Source organism: Aquabacterium sp. (assembly GCF_034003525.1).
Lineage (GTDB): Bacteria > Pseudomonadota > Gammaproteobacteria > Burkholderiales > Burkholderiaceae_C > Aquabacterium.
The window spans coordinates 46,433-60,604 of the sequence record NZ_JAVEYN010000015.1 but is presented as its reverse complement, the minus strand read 5'-3'; the positions used below and the strand labels follow the sequence as shown (position 1 = coordinate 60,604).

The 14,172-nt window shown below is 66.9% G+C and carries 12 protein-coding genes; 6 read left to right on the top strand and 6 right to left on the bottom strand.

Going from position 1 to position 14,172, the window contains the following annotated elements:
- Window positions 1–29: 29 nt before the first annotated feature.
- Window positions 30–872, bottom strand: coding sequence for an SDR family NAD(P)-dependent oxidoreductase (locus RBT42_RS10405; RefSeq protein ID WP_320364819.1), 843 nt, complete (start codon window positions 870–872; stop codon window positions 30–32).
- 191 nt (window positions 873–1,063) lie between these two features.
- On the opposite strand from RBT42_RS10405, the gene RBT42_RS10400 reads away from it, so the two are divergent.
- Window positions 1,064–1,759, top strand: coding sequence for a TetR/AcrR family transcriptional regulator (locus RBT42_RS10400; protein ID WP_320364818.1), 696 nt, complete (start codon window positions 1,064–1,066; stop codon window positions 1,757–1,759).
- A gap of 111 nt (window positions 1,760–1,870) precedes the next feature.
- Window positions 1,871–3,046, top strand: a complete 1,176-nt coding sequence (locus RBT42_RS10395; RefSeq protein ID WP_320364816.1) for a D-alanyl-D-alanine carboxypeptidase family protein — start codon at window positions 1,871–1,873, stop codon at window positions 3,044–3,046.
- A 24-nt stretch (window positions 3,047–3,070) separates the two neighbouring features.
- Here the strand turns inward: RBT42_RS10395 and fumC are convergent, their stop codons facing one another.
- The 5 genes from fumC to RBT42_RS10370 form a co-directional block, all read right to left on the bottom strand.
- On the bottom strand, window positions 3,071–4,456 hold the full coding sequence (gene fumC / locus RBT42_RS10390) for a class II fumarate hydratase (protein WP_320364815.1): 1,386 nt from the start codon (window positions 4,454–4,456) through the stop codon (window positions 3,071–3,073).
- Window positions 4,457–4,524: 68 nt separating this feature from the next.
- Window positions 4,525–5,532, bottom strand: a complete 1,008-nt coding sequence (gene lipA / locus RBT42_RS10385; RefSeq protein ID WP_320364814.1) for a lipoyl synthase — start codon at window positions 5,530–5,532, stop codon at window positions 4,525–4,527.
- A gap of 147 nt (window positions 5,533–5,679) precedes the next feature.
- On the bottom strand, window positions 5,680–6,363 hold the full coding sequence (lipB, locus tag RBT42_RS10380; protein ID WP_320364813.1) for a lipoyl(octanoyl) transferase LipB: 684 nt from the start codon (window positions 6,361–6,363) through the stop codon (window positions 5,680–5,682).
- An 84-nt stretch (window positions 6,364–6,447) separates the two neighbouring features.
- A complete protein-coding gene (gene dprA / locus RBT42_RS10375; protein ID WP_320364812.1) occupies window positions 6,448–7,632 on the bottom strand; it encodes a DNA-processing protein DprA in 1,185 nt (394 codons plus the stop codon).
- A gap of 149 nt (window positions 7,633–7,781) precedes the next feature.
- Window positions 7,782–8,975, bottom strand: coding sequence for a LysM peptidoglycan-binding domain-containing protein (locus tag RBT42_RS10370; RefSeq protein ID WP_320364810.1), 1,194 nt, complete (start codon window positions 8,973–8,975; stop codon window positions 7,782–7,784).
- 208 nt (window positions 8,976–9,183) lie between these two features.
- Between RBT42_RS10370 and def the strand changes: the two genes are divergently transcribed.
- From def to RBT42_RS10350, 4 genes are all read left to right on the top strand, one after another.
- Window positions 9,184–9,696 carry a peptide deformylase gene (gene def, locus RBT42_RS10365; RefSeq protein WP_320364808.1) on the top strand — a complete coding sequence of 171 codons (513 nt, stop codon included), beginning with the start codon at window positions 9,184–9,186 and terminating at the stop codon, window positions 9,694–9,696.
- Window positions 9,697–9,707: 11 nt separating this feature from the next.
- Window positions 9,708–10,661, top strand: a complete 954-nt coding sequence (gene fmt / locus RBT42_RS10360) for a methionyl-tRNA formyltransferase (protein WP_320364805.1) — start codon at window positions 9,708–9,710, stop codon at window positions 10,659–10,661.
- An 88-nt stretch (window positions 10,662–10,749) separates the two neighbouring features.
- Window positions 10,750–11,598 carry a zinc metalloprotease HtpX gene (gene htpX / locus RBT42_RS10355; protein WP_320364803.1) on the top strand — a complete coding sequence of 283 codons (849 nt, stop codon included), beginning with the start codon at window positions 10,750–10,752 and terminating at the stop codon, window positions 11,596–11,598.
- Window positions 11,599–11,745: 147 nt separating this feature from the next.
- Window positions 11,746–14,127, top strand: coding sequence for an EAL domain-containing protein (locus RBT42_RS10350; protein ID WP_320364801.1), 2,382 nt, complete (start codon window positions 11,746–11,748; stop codon window positions 14,125–14,127).
- The last annotated feature ends 45 nt before the right edge of the window (window positions 14,128–14,172 follow it).

The window sequence follows — 14,172 nt, the reverse complement described above, 5'->3', positions numbered from 1 at the left end:
GCTCCGACAATGGCATCAGGTCAGCGTGCTCAACCGAGCATGCCCTTCTTGGCAAAGTGCGTGGTCAGCGGTTGGTACCAGCCACCGAGCAGTCGCACCACCGTGTCGAGGAACTTGGCGTCCGGGCCCACCAGCACACGGCGCTGGTTGCGCTCCACGGCCTTGAGGATCTGGCGCGCGGCGCTCTCGGCGGTGGTGGTGTTGAGCAGCTTGTCAAAGCGTGCCTTGGCGGCTTGGGCGCTGCTGCCCGTGCGCGCTTCGATGCTATGGTCCATCTTGGCATCGCGGGCAATGTTGGTGCGGATGCCCCCCGGGTGCACGCAGGTGGCGCTCACGCCGCATTTTTCCAGGTCCAACTCCTGGCGCAGGGCTTCGGTGAAGCCACGCACCGCGAACTTGCTGGCGTTGTAGGTACCCTGGGTGGGCAGCGCCAGCAGACCGAACAGGCTGGAGGTGTTGATGACATGCCCCTCGCCGGCACGCTTGATGTGCGGCAGGAAGGCCTGGGTACCCCACACCACGCCCCAGAAGTTGATGCCCATGATCCACTCGAAATCCTCGGGCTTGACCGTCTCCAGAAAGGCCCCCAGGGCCACGCCGGCGTTGTTGAAGATCAGGTTGACCTTGCCGTGGTCGCGCACCACCTGATCGGCCCAGGCGTTCATCGCCTCGCGGTCGGCCACATTCACGCGGACGGTGGTCACCGTCACGCCATGTTGGCGCACCAGTTGGGCGGTTTCCGCCAGGCCGGCTTCGTTGACATCGCTCAAAGCCAGATGACAGCCACGCTGCGCCAATTGCACCGCCAGGGTGCGGCCCATGCCCGACGCTGCGCCCGTGATGGCAGCCACTTTGTTTCGGAAGTCTTTCATCGGTCTCTCTGGGTTATGAGAAGGTGGGTTTCACGTTGTGAGGCGCCCCTCAAGTGGAGGGCACATCTGCCAACACGGCACACCACACATTGGCACCGCTGCGCGGGTGGGGCAAGATGCGGTGTGTTGAATGCAGGGAGGCCACTCGCGAGGCATTTGACAACGATCGGTTTCAAAAATACTATTTGACAATGACTGTTTCCAAAAATCGGGAAAACCCTGCGCCCCCCTCCACTGCGGGGGCCACGGGGCGGCGCTACGGGGGGGTGGACCCCCAGGAGCGCCAGCGCCAACGTCAGTCCAAACTGATCGAAGCCGGGCTGGTGGTCTTTGGAGACCAGGGCTATCACCACTCGACCGTGCGCGATGTGTGCGGCCAGGCCCAGCTGACCTCACGCTACTTCTACGAATCCTTTGACAGCATGGAGGCGCTGTTCCGCGCTGTTTACATCGCCGTCAACCGCGAGCTGATGCAGGCCACCATCCTGGCCCTGGCGCAATGCCAGCCCGAGCCCGACAAGTTGGCCGAAGCCGCGCTGCGCACCTTCCTCACCTTCGTGCGCGACGACCCGCGCCGCGCCCGCGTCGCGCTGATCGATGCCCCCACCGTGGGAGAAGGCATGACCACCGTGACGGACCAGGCCACGCAAGACTTCGCCCACCTGATCACCGGCTTCATGCAGCAGCTGTTCCCCCACCTTGATCGCCATGGGCTGGATCAACGCCTGCTGGCCAGCGCCCTGGTGGGTGCCTGCACGCGACTGGCGACCCAATGGGTGATCGACCGCTGCAAGACGCCGATGGAAGACCTGCTGCGCAACAACCTGGCCATGTTCAAGGCCCTGATCCAGTACGCGAATACCTTGTCCACGTGTAAAGACGTGTGAAACCCTGCCATCAGGGTCGGTTCTGGGGACTCAACCGGCGCTTGAGCGGGTCAGTTTTGCGACAATGGTCTTTTGGCCGCTGCACGCGGCATGACTGCCCGGACCGATCCCATGACCCTGTTCTCGCCCCTTCTCTCGCGCCTGTCCCTTCGTCCGCTTGCCACTCTGGCGCTGTGTTCCGGCTTCCTGAGCGCCTCCGCTCAAGCCGCCCCCGTGGCACCACCGCCCACGCTGGAGAACAAGGCCTACATCGTGATGGACTTCGACTCCGGCCGCGTGCTGGCCGAGTCCAATGCCGATGTGCCACTGCCCCCGGCGTCGATGACCAAGATGATGACCAGCTACATCGTCGAGCAGGCGCTGAAGTCGGGCCGTCTCAAGCCGACCGACATGGTGCAGGTCAGCGAGTACGCCTGGTGCCGCGGCACCAGCGCCGAGTCCTGCATGTACCTGCCGCTGAACGGCTCCGCCTCGGTGCTCGACATGCTGCGCGGCATCATCGTGCAGTCAGGCAACGACGCGTCCAAAGCCGTGGCCGAGCACCTGGCCGGCAACGAACCGGCCTTTGCCTCGATGATGAACAACGAGGCCAAGCGCCTGGGCATGAAGAACACGAACTTCATGAACGCCACCGGCCTGCCCGATCCGTCGCACAAGGCCTCGGCCCGCGACCTCGCCATCCTGGCGCGCGCCATCATCCACGACAGCTCCGAGTACTACGGCATCTATGCCGAGAGGGAGTTCACCTACAACGGCATCAAGCAAGGCAACCGCAACGCCCTGCTCTACACCGACCCGACCGTCGATGGCCTGAAGACCGGTCACACCAACGAGGCGGGCTTTTGCCTCACCGCCTCGTCCAAGCGCAATGGCCAGCGCCTGATCTCGGTGGTGATGGGTGCCAACAGCATGCAGGCGCGCGCCGACCAGACCCGTGCCCTGTTCAACTGGGGTTTTGCCAGCTACGAGAACATCCGCCCCGTGCAGGGCGGCGCCACGGTGCAAAGCGTGCCGGTGCGTTTCGGCAAGGTGGACCAGGTCAACATTGGGCCGCTGCAAGATGTCGTGATGACGGTGCCGCGCGGCCAGGCCGCGCAGGTCAAGACCGAAGTGCAGTTGAACCCCGAGATCACCGCGCCGATCGCCAAGGGCGACGTGCTGGGCAAGATCCTCGTGACACTGGACGGCCAGCCGCAGGGTGAGCAGGCCCTGGTGGCGCTGGAGCCCGTCGAAGAAGCCGGCTTCTTCAAGAAGCTGTGGCAGCGCATCCTGGCGCTGTTCAGCTGAAGCGCCTGACCTTCCGCCCGGCCCTCACACCATCTGGTCGGGCCTGACCCACGCGTCGAACTGCTCACCCGTGAGCAGGCCCAGCGCCAGCGCGGCTTCGCGCAGCGAGCAGCCCTGGGCGTGCGCGTGCTTGGCGATGCGGGCCGCGCTGTCGTAACCGATGTGCGGATTCAACGCCGTCACCAGCATGAGCGACTGCGCCATCAGGCTGGCGATGCGGGCCCGGTCCGGCTCGATGCCCCGCACGCAATGGTGTTCAAAGCTGCGCATGCCATCGGCCAGCAGGCGCACGCTTTGCAGGAAGTTGTGCGCGATCAGGGGCTTGAACACATTGAGCTCGAACTGGCCCGCGGCCCCGCCCACGCTGAGTGCCACATCGTTGCCGATGACCTGGGCACACAGCATCGTCAGGGCCTCGCATTGCGTGGGGTTGACCTTGCCCGGCATGATCGAGCTGCCCGGCTCGTTCTCCGGCAAACGCAACTCCCCCAGACCACAGCGCGGACCGGACGCCAGCCAGCGCACATCGTTGGCGATTTTCATGAGCGCCACCGCCAGCGTCTTGAGCGCCCCGTGCGCACTCACCAGAGCATCGTGCGCGGCCAGCGCGGCAAAGCGATTGGGGGCCACCTGGAAGGGCAACCCGGTCTCATCAGCCAGCCGGCGCGCCACTTGCGCCCCGAACGCCGGATGCGTGTTCAAACCCGTGCCCACGGCCGTGCCCCCCACCGCCAGCTCGCACAGCGGCGGCAGGCTCTGCCAGATGGCTTGGCGCGCATGAGCCAGCTGAGCCGCCCACCCCGAGACCTCCTGCCCCAGCGTCAGGGGCGTGGCGTCCTGCAAATGGGTGCGGCCGATCTTGACGATGTCCGCCCAGGCCTGTGCCTGCGCCGTCAAGGTGGTGAGCAGTCCCTCCAGCGCGGGCAACACGGCGCCACTCAGGCCCTCGCAGGCGGCCACATGCATCGCCGTCGGGAAGATGTCGTTGGACGACTGCCCCAGGTTGACGTGGTCATTGGGGTGCACCCGCCGCCCTGGCCCGCGCACGCCCCCCATCAACTCCGAGGCGCGGTTGGCCAGCACCTCGTTGAGGTTCATGTTGGTTTGGGTGCCTGAGCCCGTTTGCCAGACCGACAGCGGAAAGGCCGTCGGGTGGGCACCGGCCAGCACCTCGTCGGCCGCTTGCACGATGGCGTCCGCCATTGGCGCGTCCAGCAGGCCCAACTCGGCGTTGACGCGCGCGGAGGCGCGCTTGATGCGGGCCAACGCCATCAACAGCGCATCGGGCATGCGCTCGGTCGAGATCGCAAAGTGCGCGAGCGAGCGCTGGGTCTGTGCGCCCCACAGGGCCTCAGCAGGCACCGCGATCTCGCCCATCGCGTCGCGTTCCATCCGTTGGCTTGCGCTCATGGTCCCCCCCTCCCCGCCTTGCAGCGGGTGAGTGCGCCCGGTCGCCCAGCCCCTGGCCGGACGCGGGCTCAGACGGCGCCGGTCCCTGTCACGCCAGCGCCCATGGCCTGCTGGTCGGCGTGGTACGAACTGCGCACCATCGCGCCCACGGCCGCGTGGGTGAAGCCCATCTGGCGGGCTTCGGCTTCGAACATCTTGAAGGTATCGGGGTGCACGTAACGGCGCACCGGCAGGTGGTGGCCGGACGGCGCCAGGTACTGACCAATGGTGATCATGTCGATGTCGTGCGCACGCATGTCGCGCATGACCTGCAGGATCTCTTCGTCGGTCTCACCCAGGCCCACCATGATGCCGCTCTTGGTGGGAATGTGCGGGAACAGCGCCTTGAACTTCTTGAGCAGGTTCAGGCTGAACTGGTAGTCGGAGCCCGGGCGCGCTTCCTTGTACAGGCGCGGCGCGGTTTCCAGGTTGTGGTTCATCACATCGGGCGGTGCGGCCTTGAGGATTTCCAGCGCGCGGTCATCGCGCCCGCGGAAATCCGGCACCAGAATCTCGATGCGGGTAGCGGGCGACTGCTCACGGATCTGGCGGATGCACTCGACAAAGTGCCCCGCGCCCCCGTCGCGCAGGTCGTCGCGGTCCACCGAGGTGATCACCACGTACTTGAGCTTGAGCGCCGCAATCGTCTTGGCCAGGTTGGCCGGCTCGTTGACGTCCAGCGGGTCGGGACGGCCGTGACCCACGTCGCAGAAGGGGCAGCGGCGCGTGCACTTGTCGCCCATGATCATGAACGTGGCCGTGCCGTGGCCAAAACACTCACCGATGTTCGGGCAGGACGCCTCTTCGCACACGGTGTGCAACTTGTGCTCGCGCAGGATGTTTTTGATTTCGTAAAAGCGCGTGCTGGGCGAACCGGCCTTGACGCGGATCCAGTCGGGCTTCTTGAGCACCTCGCCCGCCGGCACCACCTTGATGGGGATGCGGGCCGTCTTGGCCTGGGCCTTTTGCTTGGCCGTGGGGTCGTAGGCGACGGGCTGCTCGGCAGCCGGAGTGGCAGAGGTGCGTTCAGTGGTCATGGCGCGATTTCTAGGTGGGCACGGCCGCCGGATAGGCGACCGCGGCTGACACAGGCCGCCGCGGGTAGCACGGCCAATCCCTCACTTTAGCCGATCTGCCCTTTTGCCGGGGCGATTGAGGTCAAAGAGGACGCAAGCAGGACGCCCTCAAGGGGCCAGACGCGCGTCCAATTGAGCCGCCAAGACCGCCGCGATCTCCCACGGATCGATCTGCACGCCCAGCGAGGCCAAGTCCACCGTGGCCAAGCCCGCGTAGCCGCAGGGGTTGATGCGCCGGAACGGGCTCAAGTCCATCGCCACGTTGAGCGAAACGCCGTGGTAGGTGCAATGGCGGCTGACCTTGATGCCCAGCGCCGCGACCTTGCCCAGGCCGCGAAACGGGTCATCGGGGTGCGCGGGCGTGCTCAGCGCCGCATGGGCAAACGGGTCGCTCAGGCGCACATAGATGCCCGGCGCGCCCGCGACACGGTGCCCGGTCACGCCCACGTGCATCAGGGTGCGGATCACCGCCTCTTCCAGGCGGTAGACGTATTCCTTGACGAAATAGCCGCAGCGGCGCAGGTCCAGCAGGGGATAGGCCACGATCTGCCCCGGCCCGTGATACGTCACCTGCCCGCCCCGGTTGGTCTGCACCACCGGGATGTGGTCGGGCCCTTCGGGGTTGAACAGCACATGGTCGGCCTTGCCGGCCAGCCCTTGAGTGAACACCGGCGTGTGCTGGCACACCCAGATCTCGTCGGGCGTGTCGGCCGTGCGCTGCTCGGTGAAGGCCTGCATGGCCGCCATCGTGGGCTCGTAGGGCACCAGGCCCAGGTTCTGGATGATCGTCACCCGCGCATTATCGCAAGGCGGATGTCGCCCTGCACGCGGCCAGGTGCTGCCGTGCCCACCGCCCCAGGGAGCCCCGGCTCTCGCTCAGGCTGCAGCCACCCGCTGGAACAGCTGCCCCGGCAGCCGCGCCACCTGCCCCATCAACTCCAGCTCCAGCAAGCGGGCGCCCAGCTCGGCCGGCCCCCACCCGGTGCGGGCGGACAGCGCCTCCTGGCTGACCGGGTCGTAGCCCATGGCCGCCAGCACCGGGTCGGTGGGCGCGGCGTCGTCGGCCGCCTCGCACAGGGCCAACTCGCCCTGTGCGGGCGTGGCGCTGACACCCGCGGCCTGCAGGCGCAACTCTTCGAGCACATCCTGGGCAGTCTCGACCAGTTTGGCGCCCTGGCGGATGAGCGCGTGGCAGCCTCGCGACTGCGGCGAATGGATCGAGCCCGGGATGGCCAGCACCTCGCGTCCCATCTCCAGCGCCAGCCGCGCCGTGATCAGCGAGCCCGACTGCACCGCCGCCTCCACCACCAGGGAGCCCTGCGACAGCGCCGCCACCAGGCGGTTGCGCTTGGGGAAATTGGAGGGCAGCGGCCCCGTGCCCAGCAGGAACTCGCCCAGCACCAGTCCCTGCTCGGCAATGCGACGCAGCAAGGGCGCATGGCCCTTGGGATAGACCTGGTCCAGCCCCGTGCCCACGACTGCGATCGTGCTACCCACCGCACCCGGGGCACCCCTCGCCTGGGCACCTCGCAGTGGGGCGCCCGCCAGCGCCCCCTCATGCGCGGCCGCGTCCACGCCACGCGCCAGACCCGAAATCACCGTCACCCCGGCCTCACTGAGGGCGCGGGCAAAGGCGCGCGCGTTGTCGGCCCCCTGCGCGGTGGGATGACGGCTGCCCACCACGGCCACCGAGGGGGCTTGCAACAGGCTCAAGCGACCCTGCGCAAACAAGAGCAAGGGAGGATTGGCCACATCCAGCAAGCGCGACGGGTAACGTGGGTCGGCCAAGGTGAGCAGGTGACGCCCGCCCTCGCCATCGGGCGCCGCCGGCACAGCGTCCAGCCACGCCGAGGTGGCCGCGCACTGCGCCTCCAGATCCGGCGGGATCTGCGCCAGCGACGCCGCCTCGCGCGCCGAGACCAGGCGCGCCCAAGCCTGCGGGCCTGCCTCCCACACCGCCTGGGGCGAGCCCAGGCTGCGCAACAAGGCCCGCGCGGTCACCGGACCGACGTGGGGCGTCAGCACCAGCCGCAGCCAGGCGCGCAACTCTTCCCTCTCCATGATGTTCTTTCTGCATGTGACAACGCCGGGCCACCGCGTCCTGCAACGCAATGCCACCCGGCGCTGGGCAAGGCCCTGTCCATTCGGCAGGTGCCTCGCCAGGGTCTTGAGCGACCCTGTGATCGCCCCGATCGGGGCGTTGAATCAGATTAGGGCTGCGTGAAGCGGTCGCCGCGCTTGACCGGTTCCTGCGCCGACAGGATCAGCGCGTAGGACATGCGGTTGAAAACGCGGAAGACGAACAGCAGGCCATGACGCTCGTCGGGCAGCTTGATCTGCTCGCGGCTCTCCGACGTCGTGTCGCGAATCACGCGACCGTCGTGCCACAGCGCCATCACATGGCCGCGCTCGATGCCGTCCTGGCTGCCACGGTTGAGTGCCACGATCTGGTTCTGGCCTGCAGTGATCGCTTCGCCATAGATGGACACGATCTGGCCGGTCATCGGCTGGCTGGGCGCGTGCGGCACCAGGTTGTCGAAGTCACGCGGCGGCACCGGTGCCAGGCGGTCACCCACCCCGGCCTCTTGACGGATGCTGGTGACGGTGACGCTGGACGGAATGACGGTGGTGTTGCCATCGGCGCCCGTGCCCTCGGTGCCCTCGCGGGTGACCGAGACCGTGCCCACGTACTGTGCCTCGTAGCCCAGCACCTCGTTGGTGCCCGGGTCGCGCAGCGGCTTGGGCTGGCGGAACAGGCGCCAGTCGCGCCGATCGCCCACGTCGCCGCGCACATAGGCGGTTTCGTTGCGCGACAGCAGCACGCGGCCCTCCTGGGTGGCCACCACGCGGGGGGCGTTCAGCAACTCGTCGCTGTTGTCAAAAATGACGGCCTCGTTGAAATACGGCTCGATCAGGTGCAGCGGCACGGTCGTGATCGCGTCGATCAGCGAGCCCTCGCGCACACGCGGCGAGAGTTTCGCATCGCCCCCCACCGGCTGGCCCACACGCAGGCGAGCACGGCCATTGCTCTTGTCCAGGTACAGATACTGTCCCGGGAAAATCAGGTGGGGATTGCGGATTTGCTGCAGATTCATGCCCCACAGTTCCGGCCAGCGCCAGGGCGACTTGAGGAACAGCTTCGAAATATCCCACAGCGTGTCGCCACGCTTGACGGTGTAGGAGTCGGGCGCGTTGGGCGCCAACTCGGACAGCGGCACGCCCGCCTCGGCCACCTTCTGGGCCGTGGCCTTTTGCTGGGGCGTGATCGGGTAGTTGGGGAAGGCCTGCGCCTGCCCCACCATCGTCAGACCCAGTGCGGTCCAGAGCGCCAGGCTCAAGGCTCGGGGGACGCGCACAGCACGCAACACGCTTGCGGGCCCTTGGTACAGCGATCGCTGGGTCATGAAAACAGTCTCCAATTACCTGCCGAAGGGCATTTTCCGTGCACGGATACCCGAGTTTCGGCAAAATCTGGTCAATGATCGCCTGATTCTGCCCGCAAATCCTCCGCCGTCGCAATGAGAATTGCCCGGGGTTACCTGCAGGCCCCCGCGACTGGCGCCCCGCGTCGTTGCGATCCATCCACAATTTCTGTTGACGTCCGTTTCTGCCATGGCTCTGCTGCCCATCCTCCAATACCCCGATCCCCGCCTGCACACGGTGGCCAAACCCGTGGCACAGGTGGACGCGCGCATCCGCCAGCTGGTCGACGACATGCTGGAGACCATGTACGAGGCCAAGGGCGTGGGCCTGGCCGCCACCCAGATCAATGTGCACGAGCGTGTGGTCGTGATCGACACCAGCGAAGAGCGCAACGACCCGCTGGTGCTGATCAACCCGGAAATCATCTGGGCCAGCGACGAGATGATCGTGTGGGAAGAAGGCTGCCTGTCCGTGCCCACCATCTATGACAAGGTGGACCGCCACGCCAAGGTGCGCGTGCGCGCCCTCAACCGCGACGGCGAGACCTACGAGTTCGAAGGCGAAGAGCTGCTGGCCGTGTGCGTGCAGCACGAGCTCGACCACCTCGCTGGCAAGGTGTTCGTCGAATACCTCTCGCCGCTCAAGCGCAACCGCATCAAGACCAAGCTGGTCAAGCGCCAGCGCGACGAGCAAGGCGCCTGATGACCGCGCGCATGAAAGTGGCGTTCGCGGGCACGCCAGAGTTTGCCCGTGAAGCCCTGGCCGCCATTCTGGCCGCCGGCTTCGACGTGCCCCTCGTGCTGACCCAGCCGGACCGCCCGGCTGGTCGCGGCATGAAACTGCAGGCCTCGCCCGTCAAGCAACTGGCGCAGCAGCACGGCATCGCGGTGAGCCAGCCCCACAGCCTGCGCCTGGACGGCAAGTACCCCGACGAAGCCGCGGCCGCCCGCGACGCCCTGCTGGCCGCTGCCCCCGACGTGATGGTGGTGGCCGCCTACGGCCTGATCCTGCCGCAGTGGACGCTGGACCTGCCCCGCCTGGGCTGCCTCAACATTCACGGCTCACTGCTGCCGCGCTGGCGCGGCGCCGCCCCCATCCACCGTGCCATCGAAGCGGGTGACGCGGAAACCGGCATCACCATCATGCAGATGGATGCGGGCCTGGACACCGGCGACATGCTGCTGATCGAGCGCGAGGCCATCCGAGCCGATGACACCACCGCGGTGCTGCACGATCGCCTCGCCAGCCTGGGCGGGCGCCTGGTCGTCGAAGCGCTGGAGATGGCTGCCTGCGGCGGACTGACCCGCACCCCGCAGCCCGAAGCTGGGGTGAACTACGCCCACAAGATCGAAAAGGCCGAGGCCGCCATCGACTGGGCGCTGCCGGCAGACGTGATCGAACGCCGGGTGCGCGCCTTCGACCCTTTCCCTGGTTGCACCTTCACGCTGAACGGTGACAAAGGCCCGGAGACGATCAAGGTGTGGGCCGCCCAGGCCGTGGCCGAACACGGCACGCCCGGTCAGGTGCTGCAGGCGAACGGCGACACCCTGGTCGTGGCCTGCGGCGAAGGCGCGCTGGCATTGCACATGCTGCAAAAGCCGGGCGGCAAGCGCGTACGGACACGTGAATTTTTGCAAAGCACCGCCTTGCCGTCCCAACTGGCTTGAACCTCGTGGTTTGATCCACATCTAAACAGGGCGTGTGGCCGACTGCCGCACGCCCCTGCAATCTGATCGAGACTGGAGACCCGTCACCATGTTCAACATGATGAAAACCGCCATCCTGATGGCGGCGATCACCGCCCTCTTCATGGCCATTGGCGGCATGATCGGTGGCCGCAGCGGCATGATGCTCGCGCTGGTCGTGGCCCTGGGCATGAACTTCTTCAGCTACTGGTTCTCGGACAAGATGGTGCTGAAGATGTACAACGCCCGCGAGGTGGACGAGACCTCCGCGCCGCGCTTCTACGCCATGGTGCGCGAGCTGGCCCAGCGTGCCCAGATCCCGATGCCCAAGGTCTACCTGATCGACGAGCAAGCGCCCAACGCCTTTGCCACCGGCCGCAGCCCCGACCATGCCGCCGTGGCAGCCACCACCGGCATCGTCAATGTGCTGACCGAGCGCGAACTGCGCGGCGTGATGGCGCACGAACTTGCCCACGTCAAACACCGCGACATCCTGATCAGCACCATCAGCGCCACCATGGCCGGCGCCATCTCGATGCTGGCCAACTTTGCCATGTTCTTCGGTGGCCGTGACGAGGAAGGTCGCCCCACCAACCCGATCGCCGGCATCGCCGTCGCCATCTTGGCCCCGCTGGCCGCCAGCGTGATCCAGATGGCCATCAGCCGCGCCCGCGAATTCGAAGCCGACCGCGGCGGCGCCGAGATCAGCGGCGACCCGGCCGCCTTGGCCAGCGCGCTCGACAAGATCCACCGCTATGCCCAGGGCATCCCGCTGCACGCGGCCGAAGCCCACCCGGAAACGGCCCAGATGATGATCATGAACCCGCTGTCGGGCGGGGGTCTGCGCGGCCTGTTCTCCACCCACCCCGCCACCGAAGAGCGGATTGCCCGCCTGATGGAGATGGCGCGCCGTTCGTGACCGTTGTCACAAAACCAGGGTCGGTTACCCCTTGTTTCTTGTGTCAATTTGTATCAAAGCTGCATTACTTGTGGTTTCCTCGCTGCTGCCCACTGACGCTTGACGTTCTCTGAATGTAAGCTGATGTGATTGGCAGGAACCCACTGGATGCAGACCGAGATCACGAGAACCGAACAGGAAGCACGCAGGCTGCATCTCAGCGCCTGGTTCGTGCTGGCCGGCGGCGTGTTGCTCAGCGTGGCGGCCTGGTGGCAAGTCAGCGCCCCGGATGGCACCCCCCTGCAATCGTTTGCCAGCGCCTTGCTCGTGAGCGGTGCGGCCGGTTCCGTGATCCTGTGGTGGCTGCTGCGCCTGTGGGCGCAGCGTCACCGGCAATCAGCCGGCCTGGCCGATGCCCTGCACCAGAAGGCCCTCGACAGTGAAGCGCGCCTGCGCGCCGTGCTCGACCACACCGACGAGGGCATCCTCACCGTGTCGACCACGGGCGACATCCTCGGCGTGAACCAGGCGGTGTGCCGCATCTTTGGCTACACCGAAGAGGAGCTGCGCCACGCCCATCTGAGCAAGCTGCTGCCCGGCGCGGCCGCCAACGGCACCCGCCAGGACCTCGAGACCTTCCTGCGGCTGCAGCACATGGGGCTCGACGGCGTGGGGCGCCGCACTGAAGGCCGCCGGGCCAACGGCCAGCTCTTTCCGCTGGGCCTGTCGGTCAACGCCATGGACTGGCAAGGCCAGGCGCAGCACCTGTGCATGCTGCGCGACCTGAGCACCCAGGACGCCACCGAACGGGCCATCCTCGCCGCCCAGCGCCAGCTCAATGAAGTTGACGAGATGCGCCGCATCATCGTCCACAACGCCCCCTACGCCGTGTTCGTACTCAACGTCCAGGGTACCTTCCAGACCGTGAATCCGGCGGGCGAACGCTTGCTGGGCTGCGCCGCCCAGGACCTGGTCGGGCGCAGCACCACGCAGCGCTTTTTCGAGCCCACGCAAGTGGCCGAACGCGCGCACCTGCTGGCGTTGCGCCTGAACCTGCCGGTGAGCGACCTCGACGTCGTGGCTCACCTGGCGCGCGAGGCCCCCGGATTGCCCACCGAATGGCGCATGGTGCGCAGCGATGGCACAAGCCTCATGGCCGAGATCCTGGTGACCGAGCTGAGCAACGAGTACGGGGCGCGCACCGGCTACCTGCTGATGGCACACGACGTGACCGCGCGCCACGAGGCCGAGCACCAGCTGCAGCACATGGCGCTGCACGACGCGCTGACCTCGCTGCCCAACCGCAACATGCTGCAGGAACAGCTCAAGGCCTGCCTGAACATTGCGCAGCGTGAGCAGGGTCACATGGCGATGATGTTCATCGACCTCGACCGCTTCAAGAAAATCAACGACAGCCTGGGCCACCACATCGGCGACGCCGTCCTGATCGAGATCTCGCGCCGCCTGCGCGCGGCCATGCGCACCTCCGACATCGTGGCCCGCCTGGGCGGTGACGAGTTCGTGGTGCTACTGCCGCGCATCCAGGCCCAGTCCGACGGCGAGCTGGTGGCGGCCAAGGTGCACGAAGTGTTCAACGCCCCGGTGCAGATTGGCGAACATGAGCTGCGCGTGACCCCCAGCATCGGTCTGGCGCTGTACCCTCAGCACGGCACCGACCCGGTCACGCTGATGCGTCACGCCGACCTGGCGATGTACCAGGCCAAGAGCGATGGCCGCAACCGCATCCAGGTCTACAGCGATCGCATGGCCTCGCCCTCGCCCGACACCCTGCTGCTGGAAAACGAGCTCTACCACGCGCTAGAGCGCAACGAGTTGCGCCTGCATTTCCAGCCTCAGTTCGATTGCGTCAGTGGCCGCATCACAGGGGCCGAAGCGCTGCTGCGCTGGGAACACCAGGGCCGCCTGATCCCGCCCTCCGATTTCATCCCGCTGGCCGAAGAGTCCGGCCTGATCGTGTCGATCGGAGAATGGGTGCTGCGCGAGGCCTGCACCATCGCCCACCGCTGGCGACAGGACTCCGGGGTGCCACTGCGCATCGCGGTCAACCTCTCGGCCGTGCAACTCGACCGCCTGGACATCGTGGACACCGTCTCACAGGTCCTGCGAGACACCGGCCTGCACCCCACGGCCCTGGAGTTGGAGATCACCGAGAGCGTGGTGGTGCGCGAATCCCTGCGCGCCGCCGATGTGCTGCGCCAGTTGCGAGCCCTGGGCGTGGGCATTGCCATCGACGATTTCGGGGTCGGTTACTCCAGCTTTGCCTACCTGCGCGAGCTGCCCGTGGACCGCTTCAAGCTCGACCGCAGCTTCCTGGCGGGTGTCCCCCAGTCCCATGGCGACAGCCGCTTGGTGGCCGCCCTGATCGCGATGGGGCACCGCCTGGAGGTAGGCATCGTGGCCGAAGGTGTGGAAACCGCCGAGCAGGCCACCTTCTTGCGCGACCACGGCTGCGACGAGGCCCAGGGCTACCACCTGGGTCGTCCGCTCAAGGAGAGCGACTTCGAGGCCCTGCTGAACGGCCTGCGCTGAAGCGCGGCTGAGCCGCCAGCGTCGTGGCACCAGGGCGGGCACCCG

Excerpts from the sequence above, each read along its gene's own strand:
- RBT42_RS10405 (WP_320364819.1), bottom strand. The coding sequence starts at position 872 with ATGAAAGACTTCCGAAACAAAGTGGCTGCCATCACGGGCGCAGCGTCG.
- RBT42_RS10400 (WP_320364818.1), top strand. The coding sequence starts at position 1,064 with ATGACTGTTTCCAAAAATCGGGAAAACCCTGCGCCCCCCTCCACTGCG.
- RBT42_RS10395 (WP_320364816.1), top strand. The coding sequence starts at position 1,871 with ATGACCCTGTTCTCGCCCCTTCTCTCGCGCCTGTCCCTTCGTCCGCTT.
- fumC (WP_320364815.1), bottom strand. The coding sequence starts at position 4,456 with ATGAGCGCAAGCCAACGGATGGAACGCGACGCGATGGGCGAGATCGCG.
- lipA (WP_320364814.1), bottom strand. The coding sequence starts at position 5,532 with ATGACCACTGAACGCACCTCTGCCACTCCGGCTGCCGAGCAGCCCGTC.
- dprA (WP_320364812.1), bottom strand. The coding sequence starts at position 7,632 with ATGGAGAGGGAAGAGTTGCGCGCCTGGCTGCGGCTGGTGCTGACGCCC.
- RBT42_RS10370 (WP_320364810.1), bottom strand. The coding sequence starts at position 8,975 with ATGACCCAGCGATCGCTGTACCAAGGGCCCGCAAGCGTGTTGCGTGCT.
- def (WP_320364808.1), top strand. The coding sequence starts at position 9,184 with ATGGCTCTGCTGCCCATCCTCCAATACCCCGATCCCCGCCTGCACACG.
- fmt (WP_320364805.1), top strand. The coding sequence starts at position 9,708 with ATGAAAGTGGCGTTCGCGGGCACGCCAGAGTTTGCCCGTGAAGCCCTG.
- htpX (WP_320364803.1), top strand. The coding sequence starts at position 10,750 with ATGTTCAACATGATGAAAACCGCCATCCTGATGGCGGCGATCACCGCC.
- RBT42_RS10350 (WP_320364801.1), top strand. The coding sequence starts at position 11,746 with ATGCAGACCGAGATCACGAGAACCGAACAGGAAGCACGCAGGCTGCAT.